Genomic DNA, 17,040 nt, shown 5'->3' on the forward strand with positions numbered 1-17,040 from the left:
TGTGAATGTGCAAATGTGCGAATGTGTAAATGTGCGAATGTGTAAATATGCGAATGTGCAAATGTGTGGCTGCAAAATAGAGACGCTCTGGCACCTTTCACTATTGACTATTCACTTTTCACTTAATGAATGTCATTGAAAATTAAACATGTAATGCTACAACAAACTAAGCGCCCCGGATCGCAACAGCAAACTAAGGGCGTATTGCAACAACAAACTAAACGCCTGGTATCGCTTGATGCGTTAAGGGGTTTTACTATTGCGGCAATGATCGTAGTAAACTATCCAGGTAGTGAGGATCATGTGTATTTCACACTGCGGCATACAATATGGAACGGATTATCATTTACCGATCAGGTAGCACCGTATTTTCTGTTTTTTGTCGGGGCATCCATTGCATTTGCTTATGCTAAAAGACTTGATGAAGGCATTTCACGGTCAACGCTATACAAAAAGATCTTTTTCCGTTCGCTCAAAATATATGCCGTTGGCATGATCTTAAACCTGATGCCTGATTTTAACTTTCATGCCATTCGTTGGACGGGCACATTGCAAAGAATAGCAGTTGTGTTTTTTATATGCGCCATTTTATACCTCAACACCAACTGGAAACAACAGGCATGGATTGCAGCCGCGCTGCTTATTTCATATTGGCTGGCCCTGACCTGCATACCCACTCCAGGCGCTGGTAAGGTAATGCTGGAGCCCGGCGTTAATATTGTAGCCTGGTTCGACAGCAAGTTTTTACCCGGCACCATGTGGCGTGGCACCTGGGATCCTGAAAGTATATTAAGCACAGTAACATCAGTGGCTACCTGTATAACCGGTATGCTTGCGGGCAAGCTCATGTTGAGTCAAAAAAGCCCGGAAGAAAAAGTAAATTATCTTATGACGGCTGGTGTTTTTTCAGCTATTGCCGGTTATTTTTGGGGGCTTGCTTTTCCGGTTAACGAAAATCTTTGGACAAGTTCATTCGTGTTGGTCACTTCTGGTTTTGCAGCCCTGTTGTTTGGCGCTTTTTATTTTTTGGTTGATATAAAAGGTAAAACAAAGGGCACAAAGCCCGGTATAATTTTCGGGGCCAATGCTATTGCTATTTATTTTTTGGCAGATGTGTGGGCACTGATATTTTACGAATTTAAATTTGGAGGCACTTCGCTTAATGAAAAATTTATGGAAGGGTTAACCAGCGTCGGTGCAGATGCAAGGTTTGCAAGTCTTTTGTATGCACTGCTTTTTGTATGTATCAACTTCATACCTGCATGGTGGCTCTACCGTAAAAAAATATTTATAAAACTTTAATCAACTAAACAGAAAGGGCTATGTTACACAAGCCACAAACCACGCTTGCCTTTACCAAAATTATTGCTGCATGTATGTTGCTGGTTGCAGCATCCTGTAAACAACCGGGCGAAGCCCCTCCTTATAGACCTGATAAGCCCGACACTAACCCATCATTCGCCTTCCTTACGCCGGAAGAAAGCATGAAGACAATGCACTTGCCGGAAGGTTACCATCTTGAACTTGTGGCAAGTGAACCAATGGTGCAGGAGCCTGTTGCCGTTGTGTGGGATGCTAACGGTAAAATGTATGTGGCTGAAATGCGCAGTTATATGCAGGACATTAACGGCACCGGTGAACATTTGCCTGTTTGCCGGATCTCGCTGTTAGAAGATACAAACGGCGACGGCAAAATGGATAAACATTCGGTGTTTATCGACAGCCTTGTTTTACCGCGCATGATGCTGCCGCTGGATGACAAGCTGGTGGTTAGTGAAACCTATACTTATAACCTGTACAGCTACCGCGATTCCAATGGAGATGGCGTTGCAGATGAAAAAACAATGGTGTTTCATAATGATGCACCGGATAATGCCAACCTTGAACACCAGAAAAGCGGCCTTATCTGGAATATAGACAACTATATTTATGTAACATACAATCCCGTACGTTACAGGTATGATAATGGCATGCTGGTAGCAGATTCACTCAATGATTCACCCGGCGGGCAATGGGGACTTACCAGTGACGATTACGGCCGCTTGTTTTATTCATCAGCAGGCGGAGAAGAACCTGCTGTTAACTTTCAGCAAAACCCGAAATATGGCAGACTTGATTTTGATGACCAGCGCATAGCTGATTTTGATTCAGTTTATCCGATCATCATTACGCCCGACGTGCAGGGTGGCGCAGACCGGTTGCGCAAAGACAGCACACTGAACCATTTTACAGCATCATGCGGACAAACCGTTTACAGGGGCGATAAACTGCCGGCAACCATGCGTGGCGACCTGTTTATTTGCGAGCCTGTCGGCAGACTGATCCGCAGAGCCAAAGTGATTAACAAGGACGGAGAAACATTTGTGAAGAACGCTTACGACAAAGCAGAATTTCTTACCTCATCCGATATGAATTTCAGGCCGGTAAATACATCCACCGGTCCTGATGGCTGCATGTATATAGTTGATATGTATCATGGCATTATACAGGAAAGTGCATGGACAAAAGAAGGCAGTTATCTGCGCCCACAGATCCAGCGTAAAAACCTGGATAAAAATATTGGCCGCGGCCGCATATACCGCCTGGTGCATGATGGCTACAAGCCCGGCCCCAAACCAAACCTGCTTAAGGCTGGCAGCGATGAGCTGGTGAAAACACTTAGCAACGCAAACGGCTGGTGGAGGGATAACGCACAAAGGCTGCTGGTAATTCGTGGTGATAAATCTGTGACCCCGCAGCTTGAAAGTCTTGTGTTGAGCAATGATGCAGCATTGTATACAAGGCTGCACGCGTTATGGACGCTCGATGGCCTGCATGCGCTTAGCCCGCAGCTCTTGCAGAAAATGTTTACAGATAAGGCGCCTGAAATGCGTTGCGCTGCCATAAGAATAACTGAGCCTTTACTGGCTAAGGGCGATTCAACGCTTTTAACGCAACTGGAGCCGCTGAAGAATGACACAACCGCCGATGTTAAAATACAGCTCGCTTTATCGTTACGGTTCAGCAAAACTGCACAGGCAAAGGCTTTGCTTAATGAGCTTGCAACTAATAACAAAGCAAACAAATTTGTGGTACACGCTACAACAAAAAGCCTGGAAGAAGGGGATGAGGCACTAAATAAATTAAGAGCCGATATCGCTTACATGCCCTGGCGGGACAGGAAACTTGTAATGGACGGCGCGCTGAATTTCAGGCAGCTTTGCGCTACCTGCCATGGCCCTGAGGGCAAGGGGCTCCCATCAAAAGTGGCGCCACCTTTAGCAGGTTCAGCAAGAGTGAATGGCAATATGGATGTTGTTATACGAATATTGCTAAATGGCTTGCAAGGGCCGGTTGATAATAAAAAATATCCTGATGTAATGCCTGCGCAAGGCGCCAATGAAGACGATTATATTGCTGAAGTATTAAGCTACATCCGGAACAGTATGGGCAACAAAGCCAGCGTTGTGCACCGCGACGACATAAGAAGAGTGCGAAAAGAAGTTGGCGACAGGAATACTTCGTGGACGCTTGATGAATTGAATAAGGTAAAGAATAGTGTGGAGACAAAAGGGTTATAGACCGGACTTTCTGGGAATTCCGCCGGCTTGTGAGAATGTTCTTGCAAGAACACCGGACGGAATATGATGGCTGTGATAGTTTTAAAAATATCTTGAGTAAATCATTAAAAAATAACATTAATTGGAAAGTAAATTTTCAACTCTTTCAATCATGCTGATGTTGTTAGTGGTAACAACATTCAATTCATGTGCAGATAAAAGTATCCGGGAACAAACAGTAAAAGACGTGATGGATCAAACGGTTACTAAGCTTTACAAAACCATGAGTCAAAAACAATTGGATTCACTGACCAACGAGCAGGTTATGGCTTTGTTTAATGACGACGAAAAAAAGGTACTGGCAACTAAGCACTGGATGTTTGATGTGAATGTGCCGGTAGTAGTGTCTGTAATGAGAAGCACGGCACAAAAAACGGTACCATTTTGGTTGGCTTCTGCCGGATTTGTAAAGACCAGCAAAACCATGAAAAATGAACAGGTGACTTATGAGGTTTGGCAGAAAAATTTTAACGCAGGACATGTTGGATTAGGCGTAAATGGTTTTGAAGATTATATGCTGCATTATTTTGTTTCAGTTACCCCACAAAATAAAAAGGATCAGCTTGAACTAAGTAATTTCTTTCCTGCAAATCAGTATGTGGGAACACTTAACGATAGCGCATTTACCTATCACGACTGGACCGAACTGGTTTTGATGAATGTCCCGGCCGATATGAAAGGAGAAAAATTGCTGACAACTATCAGGGGAAGGGGAACAGAATCGCATTTGGTTGGAGCATTTCGTAAAACAGCTTACCCGTCTTCTTCCACGCCTGACCAGGTGATGCTTACCTGGAGTGCTGATCCGTCAACAAGTATCGATATCCAGTGGCGGACTGACACCACTGTTAAAGAAGGAAAGGTGAACTACCGGGAAAAAGGATCATCCAAAATAATGTCGATGGCTGCCGAAAAATTTAAAATGGAAGATCGCAATTTAATGAATGACAGGTATATCAACCGTTTTACAGCCCAATTAAAAAACTTAAAGCCGGGAACAACCTATGAATACCAAATTGCGCCGCAAGCTGACTGGAACAAAAAATGTACGTTTTCAACACCAGCGCCGGATAGTTCATTCTCGTTTGTCTGGACCGGCGATACCCATCATTCACCTACGATAACAAAGTTATATAACCTGGCAGATCAGTCTCATCCTGATGCTGCATTTTATTCCATTGCAGGTGATATGGTAACAGAAGGTCTGTATCGCGATCAATGGGATGACCTTTTTCATTTTACCAAAGATGTGATTTACCGGAAGCCATTAATGGCCGTAATCGGCAATCACGACACACGGCAGGGATTGGGCGCATGGATGTATCGTGCATTGTTCAGCTATCCGAAAAATGCACCGGTTGGCGTTAACCCAGAACATACATATTCATTCAGGTATAAAAATGCCTTGTTCCTGATGATTGAATCCACCGCTTCCGTCGACTCGCAGAAAGTGTGGATAGAAGATCAGCTTGCTAAAAGTGATGCCACCTGGAAATTTGTTATGTTCCATTTTGCACCATACAATTGGGATGAGCCGTATCCCGACATCCAGGCAGCATGGGTACCCATTTTCGACAAGTATCATGTGGATATGGTGATGAACGGACATATTCATTACTATATGCGTACCAAGCCAATGAAAGGAGGAAAAGTTGTCGGTTCCTATAACGAAGGCACTGCTTATGTTGAGTCTGTTGCCATTCCAACAACGCCGGAAAAACACCCTGAAGAACCTTATACTGTTGTGAGGAATTTTAATGGAGATATTTATCAGTATGTGAAGATTGAAGGAAAGAAAATGAGTTTCAGAACAGTGAATTCAGATAACAGGGTGATTGATTCATTTGTGATTAAAAAGTAGTTTTTTGCAATAGGCAAATGGATTGAGATTAAGTAAAGGACTTTGTGAGATGGGCAGGATTATGCCGCCGCTGCTATTGCACACTTAGGCTGTCCGCCGTTGTTGCGTATGTCGGGTTGGCAATATCTGGCGCGAGTGTTCCGCAGGATCACTCGTGTCTATTAATTCCAGGCCGATTGCATCGGCGGTATTAGAGACGGTGCATCATGAAAGGAGAAACTATTATCGGTTCTTGTGCAAGTGTTCCGCAGGATCACTCGTGTCCATTAATTTCAACCCGATTGCATCGGGAATAATAAAATAAATTATTGTTTGATACTATTATACAGATTGTCAAATGACAAATTAATTATCAATATTTTTAACATCCGCCGATACAATCGGCTCGAAACTGGTAGACACGAGTGATCCTGCGGAACACTCGCGCCAGGAAAGAGAAATGGGAAAGATTACAGTAATTGTCTGAACAATTGCACAAGGGCGGTATCTATGAACACCTGCTTTTGTAAGGTGCATTTGAGTGTTTGCCGAAAAAAAAGTGACAACTGCCGGACTAATTTAAAAAGAAGTGCACTCGTCTACACTAAATTTCGATAAGAATCGATAATATTGACAAGCTAACGATGTTAAACAATTTATAGAAGCCATTTATTCTCTGTTTATGGGTGATTTTCAAATTAAAAAATCCGGAAAAGTTTACGATGCGATCGTTGTAGGTTCCGGTGCGGGTGGCGGTATGGCTGCCTACGTTTTGTCTCATGCGGGTTTTAAGGTCCTGATGCTTGAAGCAGGCCCCTTTTTCGACCCTGCAAAACATTCTGCTCAACTTAAATTCAATTATGAATCCCCGCGTCGCGGAGCCAGCACCAAAACCCGGAATTTCGGGGATTTTGATGCTGCGTTTGGTGGATGGGAGCTTGATGGAGAGCCGTATACCAAAAAGGATGATACTGAATTTAAGTGGTTCCGCTCGCGTATGCTGGGGGGTAGAACAAACCATTGGGGAAGGATCTCGCTCCGTTTCGGACCAAAAGATTTCCAGCCCGATGATGGCATCAGCGAACGCTGGCCAATTACTTACGATGAAGTAAAGCCATATTACGATAAAGTAGACCGGATGATTGGTATTTATGGCACAAAGGAAGGACTGGAGAATGATCCGGATGGAATTTTCCTTACGCCGCCAAAACCGAGGCTGCCCGAATTATTCATCATGAAAGGCGCTGCTAAAGCCGGTGTAAAAGTTATTCCTGGCCGTGGATCTGTTTTAACGGAGAAACTTCCGGGTAATAACGACCGTGGCCAATGTTTCTTCTGCGGACAGTGTGGCCGTAGCTGTAAAGTTTATGGAGACTTTTCCGCCTCATCCTGCCTGGTTATTCCTGCCTTGAAAACAGGTAACCTTGAATTGATCTCCAATGCGATGGTGCGTGAAGTGCTAACCGACAAAAATGGATTGGCAACCGGCGTATCTTATGTGAGCAAAGAAGACATGAGTGAATACCAGGTTCTTGGAAAACGCGTGATCCTTGGTGCCAGTGCCTGTGAATCGACCCGTATCATGCTGAATTCCAAATCGGCAGCACATCCGGGTGGAATAGGTAACAGCAGCGGTGTATTGGGACGTTACCTCCAGGATTCAACCGGTGCATCCCAGGGCGGTTTCCTTCCGCAACTGATGGACCGTAAACGTTATAATGAAGATGGTGTTGGATCGGTACATATCCTCGCGCCCTGGGTGCTTGACAATAAGAAGCTTGATTTCCCCCGTGGCTATCATATTGAATTTGGTGGTGGCATGGGGATGCCGGGTTACGGATTCGGTGGCGGTGTGCCTACCATGAATGGACAAGTGCCTGGCAGGGATGGTAAAATGAAACCTGCCGGGGGATACGGTGCATCTCTGAAAGATGATTACCGCCGGTTTTACGGTACCACATTTGGCATGGCTGGTCGTGGTGTGGGTATGGCCCGCTACGATAACTATTGCGAGATAGATCCGAATGTTGTTGATAAATACGGTATTCCTGTTCTTCGTTTCCATTATAAATGGACCAGTGATGAGATCAACCAGGCAAAGCACATGCAGGAAACCTTTGACCGGATCATTCACGAAATGGGTGCAATAAGAACCGGTAAGCAACACGGTCCTGAAGATATGTGGGGACTTGAAGCTCCGGGACGGATCATCCACGAAGTGGGAACGGCCAGGATGGGTAGTGACCCCAAAAAATCAGTCCTCAACAAATGGTGCCAGGCGCATGATTGCAAAAATGTGTTTGTTGTGGATGGTGCAAACCAGGTGCAACAATCTGACAAAAACGCTACCTGGACTATCCTCGCTTTATCTATGAGAACTGCTGAGTATATCCTGGAAGAAAGTAAAAAACAAAACATTTGATCAATCTTAAAGACATTATATGAACAGACGCGAATCGTTAAGAGCACTAGGTATTACCAGTCTGTCAGCCGCGGTACTGGTGGAAGCCTGCAAAAGCAAAGCAGAGTCCAAAGAAACGACTACCACCGGTGCGTTAACCGGCGGGCCAGACCGTTTACCCAATGAGATTGAACGCGAAAATGCACTGGAAAAAGAGAAATTTTTTACCAAAGCGGAAATGGCAACTATCACTGTACTTGCTGATATTATTATTCCCAAAGATGAAAAATCAGGCAGTGCATCAGATGCGGGCGTACCGGAATTCATTGAGTTCATTGTAAAGGACATGCCCGAGCACCAGGTTCCTATGCGCGGTGGACTCCGTTGGACGGATGTTACTTGCCTGAACCGCTATGGAAAGGCCTTTGTTGACTGTTCAAAACAGCAGCAACTGCAACTGATCGATGAGATCGCATATCCTACGCTGGCAAAGCCCGAAATGCAGCAGGGTGTTGCCTTCTTCAACAGGATGAGAAGTCTCACAGCCAGTGGCTTTTTCAGCAGCAAAATGGGTATGGAAGATGTAGGCTATATGGGCAATCGTCCGAATAGATGGGAAGGTGTGCCAGAAGATGATATTAAAAAGTATGGTTTGGAAGATGCGAAATTCGGGTAACCCCGGGTTTTAAATCCTCATAGAAAAAAGGTTCAGGAACTTCAAAATGAAATCCTGAACCTTTTTTCTTTTCCTGAATAGTCTCAATAGTGCGAGGTTCTTCGCAATATCTCCTTTGGGCCCCTGTGCGATGGTCAGAGACTTTTTACAAGCATTGGTGTTACACATCTACGTTGTCCGCCGTTGTTCTGTGTGTCGTGCGGGCGATGAGAGCTGGCACACCAACAACCAAGCGTGTAAGTATAAATTAGCAACGTGCATCTTTACTTCTGGCGCGAGTGTTCCGCAGGATCACTCGTGTCTACTAATTCCAGCCGATTGCATCGGCGTTCATAAGATGAATTATTGTTTAATGCTATTGTATGTCCTGGCGCCGGTTAGTTGAAGTGGGTTTTGAAAATAAATCGCCTAATATTTGAATAGGGGACGAGAAATATCCGGACTGTAAGAGATAAAACTTATTAACTTCTGGCGCGAGTGTTCCGCAGGATCACTCGTGTCTACTAATTTCCAGCCGATTGCATCGGCGTTCCTAAGATAAATTATTGTTTAATGCTATTGTACATCCTGGCGCCGGTTGGTTAAAGTGGGTTTTGAAAATAAATTGCGTAAGATTTGAATAGGGGACGAGAAATATCCGGACTGTAAGAGATAAAACTTATTATCAATAGTTTTAACCATCCGCCGATACAATCGGCTTGAAACTGGTAGACACGAGTGATTCTCCGGAACACTCGCGCCAGAAAAAAGAAGATAATACCCTTTTCCAAAGCAGGACTTGCACACTCGCCCGGTAACTAATGGCCTGTTGGAAAATAAAAATTACAAACACGTTAGTGTATTTTTTGTTGCCGGCTTTTGTTTTTTATGGCATCCGCTGTTGTGTCACTCACTTGTACACCTGATCCGCTATGTAGCTACACGGAATTGCGTTACTCAACATTTCCGTTATTTCATACTGCCCAGGGCTGCCAAACCTTCATGTTTCTTCGTGCCGTGAGTGGCTCCGTGGTTCAATCCCTTTGTGCTTCTTTGCGCCTTTGCGCCTAACATATTCTTTGAGCGTCGTGCCCGAGGATCTCCGGTTGAATGCATGTTTTGTTTCATCGCGACTGTTGGTCAGTTATGCCCGGCCAGGATATTTATCGCAGCACCTGCGATTCCGGTCAGCGTGACGACTGAAATGGCAGACTGAACCATCATCAGCATCTTTGCAGTTCGCGTCAGCGGTAAAGTATCCGTCGGGCTGAACGCAAAACTGGTCATGAAGGCAATGAAAAGATAGTCCATGTAATGGGGCTTCCACGATTCGTAGTGTGGCAGGAGGGTGCTTCGCTGCGGAAAGAGGAATGCCCAGGGTTCATGCGCCTCCTCGCCTTCGATCACTCCTGGTGGGTCAATGATCCAGTACCAGATCGAGAAGATCAGGATGTTCGACGTTGCGACCATCGCAACATCAACAAGTAGCGTCGCAGCGGCGCGCGAAGTCGACCCGCTCAGGAGCGAAAGAAGAAAGGCGACGTCGCTGAGCAGGATAGCCGTGAAGAATACGTTGGCGATGATGATGACGCGGAACAGGACACGTTTTCGCTTCAACATCCAAAGTACTCCCGCCAGGATCAGAAGGCCTCCGCGAACTAGCCACTGCAGGCTGGCGAGCAGCCGGTCGCTAATATTGAAGCGGTCTCGCAGGGCTCCGAGCAGGACGGAATATGAAATAGCTCCTTGCGATAAAGAAATGATGAGCGAGACGACAATGACTGTCGCTAAGGCGTTGCTGCGCTCCCGGAAGAAACGGCTTATCGGAGAGGAGCTTGCGGCGTCGTTGGGATGCTCGATCATAGGCAACAGCCGTACTCTCTTACTGCCAATATCGGCATTGTGCCAAATTTAGAACCATTTATGTAAGATAGCAATGATTAAAAAGCATTATATCAATATGTGCTAGAGTGTCATGGCGATTTTCTAGATGATGGTCAGGCTAATGCAGACGTCAGAGCAAGCCTTCTGAACCCTTTCTGGTGCGAGTGTTCCGCACGGTCACTCGTGTCTACTAATTTCCAGCCGATTGCATCGGCGTCTTAATACGATTGACCGTCAATTTTCAACAACCCACGGCCATTAGTGCAATAATCTGTCGCGCTACTATATTTATAGTTCCACGGCTCCCAAACTAAACCCGATCTTACCGGATTGTTGTGCAGCTAATTTAGTCTTTGCGAAAATTTTTCACTTGTGTTTAGTTCTATCGGATGATAGTCATGTCTCCAAAATTGAAAGTCTTTATTATGACTATTACCTTTACCCGCATAACCAAATAAATTCAACATCCATTCCTTTCGGCTTTCTTCAGGATTGTTTTCAATGGCTTTGATAATTTGTTTGCTGCTAAACTTTTTAATATCACGGACCAAATATTCGATCCTGGTGGTATTGCTGCTCATAATTAAGTGGACATGGTTTGTCATAATTACCCAGGCCTGTAAAATCAGTCCTCTATTTTGTTGGCAGTATTTTAAGCTATCAATGATAATTTGCTTGTAGCATTCCCTGGTGAATATATCGATCCATCCGACGACGGTAAATGTCACAAAATGCGGAATAGCATCTTCGCCTACTTTAAATTTTGAAGACATAGGGTTTGGGGTTGTGTTTCGCGTTAAAGTATGGCTTTTTTGTTTTTGAATAAGTGATATGTGATGTATTGTTAAAAACGCCGATGCAATCGGCTGGAAATTCGTAGACACGAGTGATCCTCCGGAACACTCGCGCCAGAAAAAGCGGAATAGATACATTGCATTTGACTTCGCTACGAGAAATATCCAGACTGTAAGAGATAAAACTTATTATCAATAGTTTTAACCGTCCGCCGATACAATCGGCTTGAAACTGGTAGACACGAGTGATCCTCCGGAACACTCGCGCCAGAAAAGTACTTCTCCATAGTCAGTAAAACATGTTGGGTATTGCACCTAACAATCAAAATGTTGATAAATTGAACAATTGAATATCAATTTCCCCGATGCGGACCCGGGTAAATAGTATGCTGATAAATTGATTAACTTGTTAACTGTTGCGCACGTATGAAAAAACAACACCATCAAACAGCCAATTACCTGGTGGCAAATGAAACCGATGAAAATTGGGGGCTGTATGCCACAACGATTGGATGCCAGCATATACTTCCAAATATGGAATATCCCCCCAGGGGACATCCTCCTGCTTATTCATTCAGCCCGGATTCCGGCCGTGTATTACAAGAGTATATCCTCCTTTACATTACAAAAGGAGAGGGATGGTTTGAATTAGAAAAAAGCAGCGCAACAAAAATTTCAGCGGGCAACGTCCTGTTTCTTTTTCCGGGGCAATGGCATACTTACAGACCCGCAAAGGAAATGGGCTGGAACGAATACTGGTTGGGCTTCACTGGCAGTTATATGAAGCAGTTAGACAATCCTCTTTTCTTTTCGCAGAAAAAACCGGTATATGATGTTGGCTTTAATGAACAAATGGTAGCCTTATTTAACCAGGGAATTGAAGTCGCTGCTTACCAAAAAACAGCTCATCAGCAGGTGCTTGCCGGAATTATCAGCATGTTGTTAGGATTGGTATTTTATTCGGAAAAAAACAATTCGTTCAGGGATAGTGAAGTCATTTCAAAAATTAACCAGGCAAAGCTGATCATGCGTGAATCAACCGACGTTGATGTTACTCCGGAATCAATAGCCCAAACCCTGAATCTTGGTTATTCTTCCTTCAGAAAAGTGTTTAAGCAGTATACGGGATTTTCACCAAGACAATACCAACTTGAAATCAAGTTTCAAAAATCAAAAGAACTGTTATCAGGAACAGCTATGACAATCAATGAAATTGCGTCCTACCTGAACTTTGATTCTTTGAGTTATTTTGTCCAGTTTTTTAAATCCAGGACCGGATTGTCACCGGGCGAATTCCGGCAGCGGATGAAAACAGGCAAATGACCTCGTTGTGCGTTTATCCTGTTAATTGTAAGAGCGTCGATGTCCGTCAAATGCGAGCGTACTGTTACCCGTAAAAAATATCAAAAAGTGTAAAATATATCTCATTTTGTTCAGCTTGTTTGTTTTTTATACTGCTAACTTTAGCAGCGTATGCTGCCATGAAAATTTACCCCGGTAGGAAGATGACTAATATCCTGCACAGGTACTAACGATTGCAAAAGATTTCAGGTGGCTGCACATAAGTCAGAAATTCGTCGTTTGATCAAAATAACCAAAGCCTTACTGGCCATATGAAGATTCGCACACAAGTTATTTGCCTGCTATGCATTGCTGTCATTGTAGCAGTTGCTCCTGTTGGCTGTAAAAATGAAACAGGTTCTTCCGGATCAGAGAATAAACTTCCCGACGTTGTAAGTTATAATTTCGATATACGCCCGATACTTTCAGATAAGTGCCTGGCCTGTCATGGTCCCGATGCCAACAAGCGACAGGCAGGGCTAAGAATGGATGATGCGAAAAGCGCATTCGCGGCATTAAAGGAACACCCCGGCGCTCACGCACTGGTGGCCGGCATGCCGCAGCTTTCAGAAGCTTATCTGCGTATAACTTCTACAGATACTGCAGAACTGATGCCACCGCCATCGTCTAATTTGAAATTAACGCCTCGTGAAATAGGCCTGATTGAAAAATGGATAAAGCAGGGAGCGAAGTACGAAAAACACTGGGCATTTGTTCCTCCTAAAAAAGCTCCACTGCCTAAAGTGGAGATGAAGAACTGGCCCAAAAATGAGATCGATTATTTTGTACTGCAGAAACAGGAACAAAAGGGGCTGAAGCCGAATGACGAAGCGGATAAAGAACGTTTATTGAAACGGATCTGTTTTGACATTACAGGTCTTCCTCCAACGCTTAAGATGATGGATGATTTTCTCGCTGACAGTAGTGCGGGTGCTTATGATAAAATGGTTGATCAACTGCTTCAAAGCCCGGCATACGGAGAAAAAATGTCCATACACTGGCTTGATCTTGCACGTTATGCGGATTCGCACGGCTACCAGGATGACGGTTACCGCACACAGTGGCCATGGCGCGATTGGGTGATACATGCGTTTAACGAAAACATGCATTACAATGATTTCGTTACATGGCAACTGGCGGGCGATCTGCTGCCTGATGCTACAAAAGAACAACTGCTGGCAACCGGCTTCAACCGCAACCATAAAATAACAGAGGAGGGTGGCGTAATTCCGGAAGAATACAGAACAATGTATGTTATGGACCGGACCGACCTTTTGGGAAAAGGATTGCTGGGGGTAACGTTGGAATGTGCGCGCTGCCACGATCATAAGTACGATCCCTTTTCTCAAAAAGATTACTACCAGATGTCCGCTTTCTTCAACAATATTAAAGAAGTCGGCATTGAGTCTGTTATTGGCGGGCCCGAGACCTACGCGAAGAAACCCATGCTTGAGATCAGCAATGAGGACGTGAGGAAAACGCTCACTTTTATCAACAAGCAGGATACTGACAGACTGATTGTTTCTGTAATGGGCGACCAGGATACCCTTCGCAAAACACATATTCTTCACCGTGGTGCATATGATGCACCTGGTGATGAAGTGCAGGTAGGCACACCGTCATCAATCCTTCCCTTTAACAGCAGCTATCCTCAAAACAGGTTAGGCCTGGCTGAATGGTTGTTTGATAAAAACAACCCGCTTACATCAAGAGTATATGTAAATCTTTTGTGGCAGGAATTTTTTGGAAGAGGCATCGTAAAAACTTCCGGCGATTTTGGTATGCAAGGGGAATTGCCATCGAACCCGGCATTGCTTGACTGGCTGGCGGTGGACTTCATGGAGCATAACTGGGATATTAAACGGCTGGTGAAACAAATGGTAACCTCGGCAACCTATCGACAATCGGCCGTTGTATCTCCGCAAAAGCTTGCTGCAGACCCTGAAAATGTTTTGCTGGCAAGGAGCTCGCGCTATCATGTAGAGGCGGAGGTGATCAGGGACATGGTGCTGGCAAGCAGCGGCCTGCTCAACCCCATGATTGGCGGCCCAAGTGTAAAACCATACCAGCCCGCTGGTTTATGGGAAGGCGCTACCTCTGGCCGGGGATTGTTGTCTATGTATGTACAGGACCACGGCGCTAAACTTTATCGCAGAGGTATGTACACGCTCTTTAAACGTACGGTACCGCCGCCAACAATGGTCATCTTCGATGCAAGCAGCAGGGATATCTGTGAAGTGCGCCGATTAAAAACCAACACACCGCTTCAGGCATTGGTTATGATGAACGATCCGGCTGTGCTTGAGGCTTCGCGCGTGCTGGCGCAAAGATTACTCGAAGAAAAATCAGACACAAAAAGCAAGATCACGAAAGCATTCAGGCTTATTGTCTGTAGAAAGCCAAAGGAAAAAGAGCTGGAGATCTTAAGCAGGTATTATGACAAACAATTGCATTCAATAGATGCGGCTACTGCAAATAAAATGTTGGCTGAAGGAGAATATCCGATCGCGGGAGATGTAGACAAAAAAGCACTGGCATCTATGATGCGTACAATTTCCACGATATACAATCTGGAAGAAACAATCATGAAATCCTAAGGATAGCTGATCGCTGATGTCTGATGTGTTTTGGTGTTAAAGCTCAATAAAACAAAAACTGAAACCTGATCGCTGATGTCTGATGTCTGATGTGTTTTGGTGCTAAAGGTTAATAAAACAAAAACTTTGATTATGTGATGGCAAATGGGTAGAGGCTTCCCTGAAACCTGATACCTGATCGCTGATGTCTGATCGCTGATGTCTGATGAGTTTTGGTGCTAAAGGTTAATAAAACAAAAACTTTGATTATGTGATGGCAAATGGATAGTGGCGTTCCTGAAACCTGAAACCTGACACCTTATCGCTGATAGCTGATAGCTTAACAAAAAACTTGTTGATATGGATAATGAAATTTTAGAACACGGCTTTACCTGGAATCGACGCCGTTTCCTTTCTGCTATGAGTCTCGGCATAGGAAGCATGGCATTGGGTTCCCTGTTAATGCCCGAACTCTTTAGCAGCGGCGGTGCAGATGAAGAAGCCATAAAAGCCGGCCTTCCTCATTTTGCTCCGAAGGCTAAGCGGATCATTTATCTTTTCCAGAATGGCGCGCCTGCACAACAGGAACTGTTTGACTATAAACCAAAGCTGAGGGAAATGACCGGCACGGAGATTCCTTCTTCTGTTCGCGGTACACAGCGGCTTACCGGTATGACTTCGGGGCAATCGTCCCTGCCGCTGGTAGGCTCTTTCGTTGATTTTAAACAATACGGTAACTCGCGTGCCTGGATCAGTGACCTGATGCCTTATACTGCAAAAGTGGTGGACGATATATGTATCGTCAGATCAATGCATACGGAGGCCATTAACCATGACCCTGCACTTACTTTTATACAAACCGGATCGCAGCAGGGCAACAGGCCAAGCATGGGCTCATGGCTGAGCTACGGCCTTGGCAATGAAAATAAAAATCTGCCCAACTTCACCGTATTGCTTTCCAGGGGCATTGGCAATGGACAAGGTGTTTATTCAAAATTATGGTCCAATGGGTTTCTTGATTCTATACACCAGGGCGTTCAGTTCAGCAAAGGGGAGGACCCGGTACTTTACCTGCGTGACCCCGCTGGTATGGACAGGAAGGCACGCCGTGAAATGCTTGACAATCTTTCTGAGCTGAATGAAATTTCCTACAAAGAAATGGGCGACCCGGAAATTCACGCAAAGATCAGGCAATATGAAATGGCCTACCGGATGCAGACGGCCGTGCCACAGGTAATGGATCTATCCAAAGAACCAGATCATATCGTAAAGATGTATGGTCCTGATTGTCTTGTCCCCGGCACGTTTGCGGCCAATTGCCTGCTTGCAAGAAAATTATCTGAGAATGGCGTTCGCTTTGTGCAGCTATACCACCAGGGCTGGGACCAACATGGTAACCTGCCTTATGAAATAGCCAAACAGGCAAAGGATGTGGACCAGGCATCAGCAGCGCTGGTAATGGATCTAAAACAGCGTGGTCTGCTGGATGAAACACTGGTGATATGGGGAGGCGAATTTGGCCGCACGAGTTATACGCAGGGCAAGCTTACGAAAGATAATTATGGGAGGGATCATCACCCAAGATGCTTTACTATCTGGATGGCCGGTGGCGGAATTAAGCCCGGTATTGTGTATGGTGAAACAGATGAGTTTGGATATAATATCGTCAAAGATCCTGTTCATGTACACGATTTCCAGGCGACGATCTTAAACCAGATGGGACTTGATCATGAGAAGCTCATATTCAAACACCTGGGCCGCAGGTACCGCCTTACAGATGTTTCGGGTAAAGTGATCAGGGATATCATTACATAGTGTTAAGTCAAAAGTAAAAAGTAAAAATTCAAAACGCTTTAATGCAGTGATGTTGCTTGTTTTTGAAACTAACTTACTACAATTTACAGTTGACAAGATACCAGATACAAAACATAACGATTCAATGTCGTTGAA

General features: G+C 44.8%; 10 protein-coding genes. 8 read left to right on the plus strand and 2 right to left on the minus strand.

Annotated elements, in window-relative coordinates; genetic code table 11:
• The first annotated feature begins 153 nt into the window (after positions 1-153).
• The 5 genes from QTN47_RS25815 (at position 154) to QTN47_RS25835 (ending at position 8,516) form a co-directional block, all read left to right on the plus strand.
• Entirely contained in the window at positions 154-1,302 is a 1,149-nt protein-coding gene (locus tag QTN47_RS25815; RefSeq protein ID WP_369332344.1) for an acyltransferase family protein, read from the plus strand.
• 20 nt (positions 1,303-1,322) lie between these two features.
• Positions 1,323-3,560 carry a DUF7133 domain-containing protein gene (locus tag QTN47_RS25820; protein ID WP_369332345.1) on the plus strand — a complete coding sequence of 746 codons (2,238 nt, stop codon included), beginning with the start codon at positions 1,323-1,325 and terminating at the stop codon, positions 3,558-3,560.
• A 151-nt stretch (positions 3,561-3,711) separates the two neighbouring features.
• On the plus strand, positions 3,712-5,460 hold the full coding sequence (locus QTN47_RS25825) for a purple acid phosphatase family protein (RefSeq protein WP_369332346.1): 1,749 nt from the start codon (positions 3,712-3,714) through the stop codon (positions 5,458-5,460).
• A 661-nt stretch (positions 5,461-6,121) separates the two neighbouring features.
• Positions 6,122-7,861 carry a GMC oxidoreductase gene (locus QTN47_RS25830; protein WP_369332347.1) on the plus strand — a complete coding sequence of 580 codons (1,740 nt, stop codon included), beginning with the start codon at positions 6,122-6,124 and terminating at the stop codon, positions 7,859-7,861.
• Positions 7,862-7,880: 19 nt separating this feature from the next.
• Positions 7,881-8,516 (plus strand): gluconate 2-dehydrogenase subunit 3 family protein, encoded by a 636-nt coding sequence (locus QTN47_RS25835; protein ID WP_369332348.1) that lies wholly within the window; start codon positions 7,881-7,883, stop codon positions 8,514-8,516.
• Between the two features lie 1,119 nt (positions 8,517-9,635).
• On the opposite strand, the gene QTN47_RS25840 is transcribed toward QTN47_RS25835, so the two are convergent.
• Complete coding sequence (locus tag QTN47_RS25840; RefSeq protein ID WP_369332349.1) at positions 9,636-10,358, minus strand: hypothetical protein; 723 nt, start codon at positions 10,356-10,358, stop codon at positions 9,636-9,638.
• Between the two features lie 362 nt (positions 10,359-10,720).
• On the minus strand, positions 10,721-11,152 hold the full coding sequence (locus QTN47_RS25845; RefSeq protein WP_369332350.1) for a transposase: 432 nt from the start codon (positions 11,150-11,152) through the stop codon (positions 10,721-10,723).
• 447 nt (positions 11,153-11,599) lie between these two features.
• Here QTN47_RS25845 and QTN47_RS25850 point away from each other — a divergent pair, with 447 nt between their 5' ends.
• The 3 genes from QTN47_RS25850 (at position 11,600) to QTN47_RS25860 (ending at position 16,905) form a co-directional block, all read left to right on the plus strand.
• Positions 11,600-12,496, plus strand: a complete 897-nt coding sequence (locus tag QTN47_RS25850; protein ID WP_369332351.1) for an AraC family transcriptional regulator — start codon at positions 11,600-11,602, stop codon at positions 12,494-12,496.
• Between the two features lie 290 nt (positions 12,497-12,786).
• Entirely contained in the window at positions 12,787-15,111 is a 2,325-nt protein-coding gene (locus QTN47_RS25855; protein ID WP_369332352.1) for a PSD1 and planctomycete cytochrome C domain-containing protein, read from the plus strand.
• A 339-nt stretch (positions 15,112-15,450) separates the two neighbouring features.
• Entirely contained in the window at positions 15,451-16,905 is a 1,455-nt protein-coding gene (locus QTN47_RS25860) for a DUF1501 domain-containing protein (protein WP_369332353.1), read from the plus strand.
• Positions 16,906-17,040 lie beyond the last annotated feature (135 nt).

It is taken from the genome of Danxiaibacter flavus, assembly GCF_041060425.1.
Taxonomy (GTDB): domain Bacteria; phylum Bacteroidota; class Bacteroidia; order Chitinophagales; family Chitinophagaceae; genus Danxiaibacter; species Danxiaibacter flavus.

What these genes read in the sequence shown, in the direction of transcription:
- QTN47_RS25825 (WP_369332346.1), top strand. Translation starts at nt 3,712, where the DNA reads ATGCTGATGTTGTTAGTGGTAACAACATTCAATTCATGTGCAGATAAA.
- QTN47_RS25855 (WP_369332352.1), top strand. Translation starts at nt 12,787, where the DNA reads ATGAAGATTCGCACACAAGTTATTTGCCTGCTATGCATTGCTGTCATT.
- QTN47_RS25815 (WP_369332344.1), top strand. Translation starts at nt 154, where the DNA reads ATGCTACAACAAACTAAGCGCCCCGGATCGCAACAGCAAACTAAGGGC.
- QTN47_RS25835 (WP_369332348.1), top strand. Translation starts at nt 7,881, where the DNA reads ATGAACAGACGCGAATCGTTAAGAGCACTAGGTATTACCAGTCTGTCA.
- QTN47_RS25850 (WP_369332351.1), top strand. Translation starts at nt 11,600, where the DNA reads ATGAAAAAACAACACCATCAAACAGCCAATTACCTGGTGGCAAATGAA.
- QTN47_RS25840 (WP_369332349.1), bottom strand. Translation starts at nt 10,358, where the DNA reads ATGATCGAGCATCCCAACGACGCCGCAAGCTCCTCTCCGATAAGCCGT.
- QTN47_RS25845 (WP_369332350.1), bottom strand. Translation starts at nt 11,152, where the DNA reads ATGTCTTCAAAATTTAAAGTAGGCGAAGATGCTATTCCGCATTTTGTG.
- QTN47_RS25860 (WP_369332353.1), top strand. Translation starts at nt 15,451, where the DNA reads ATGGATAATGAAATTTTAGAACACGGCTTTACCTGGAATCGACGCCGT.
- QTN47_RS25830 (WP_369332347.1), top strand. Translation starts at nt 6,122, where the DNA reads ATGGGTGATTTTCAAATTAAAAAATCCGGAAAAGTTTACGATGCGATC.
- QTN47_RS25820 (WP_369332345.1), top strand. Translation starts at nt 1,323, where the DNA reads ATGTTACACAAGCCACAAACCACGCTTGCCTTTACCAAAATTATTGCT.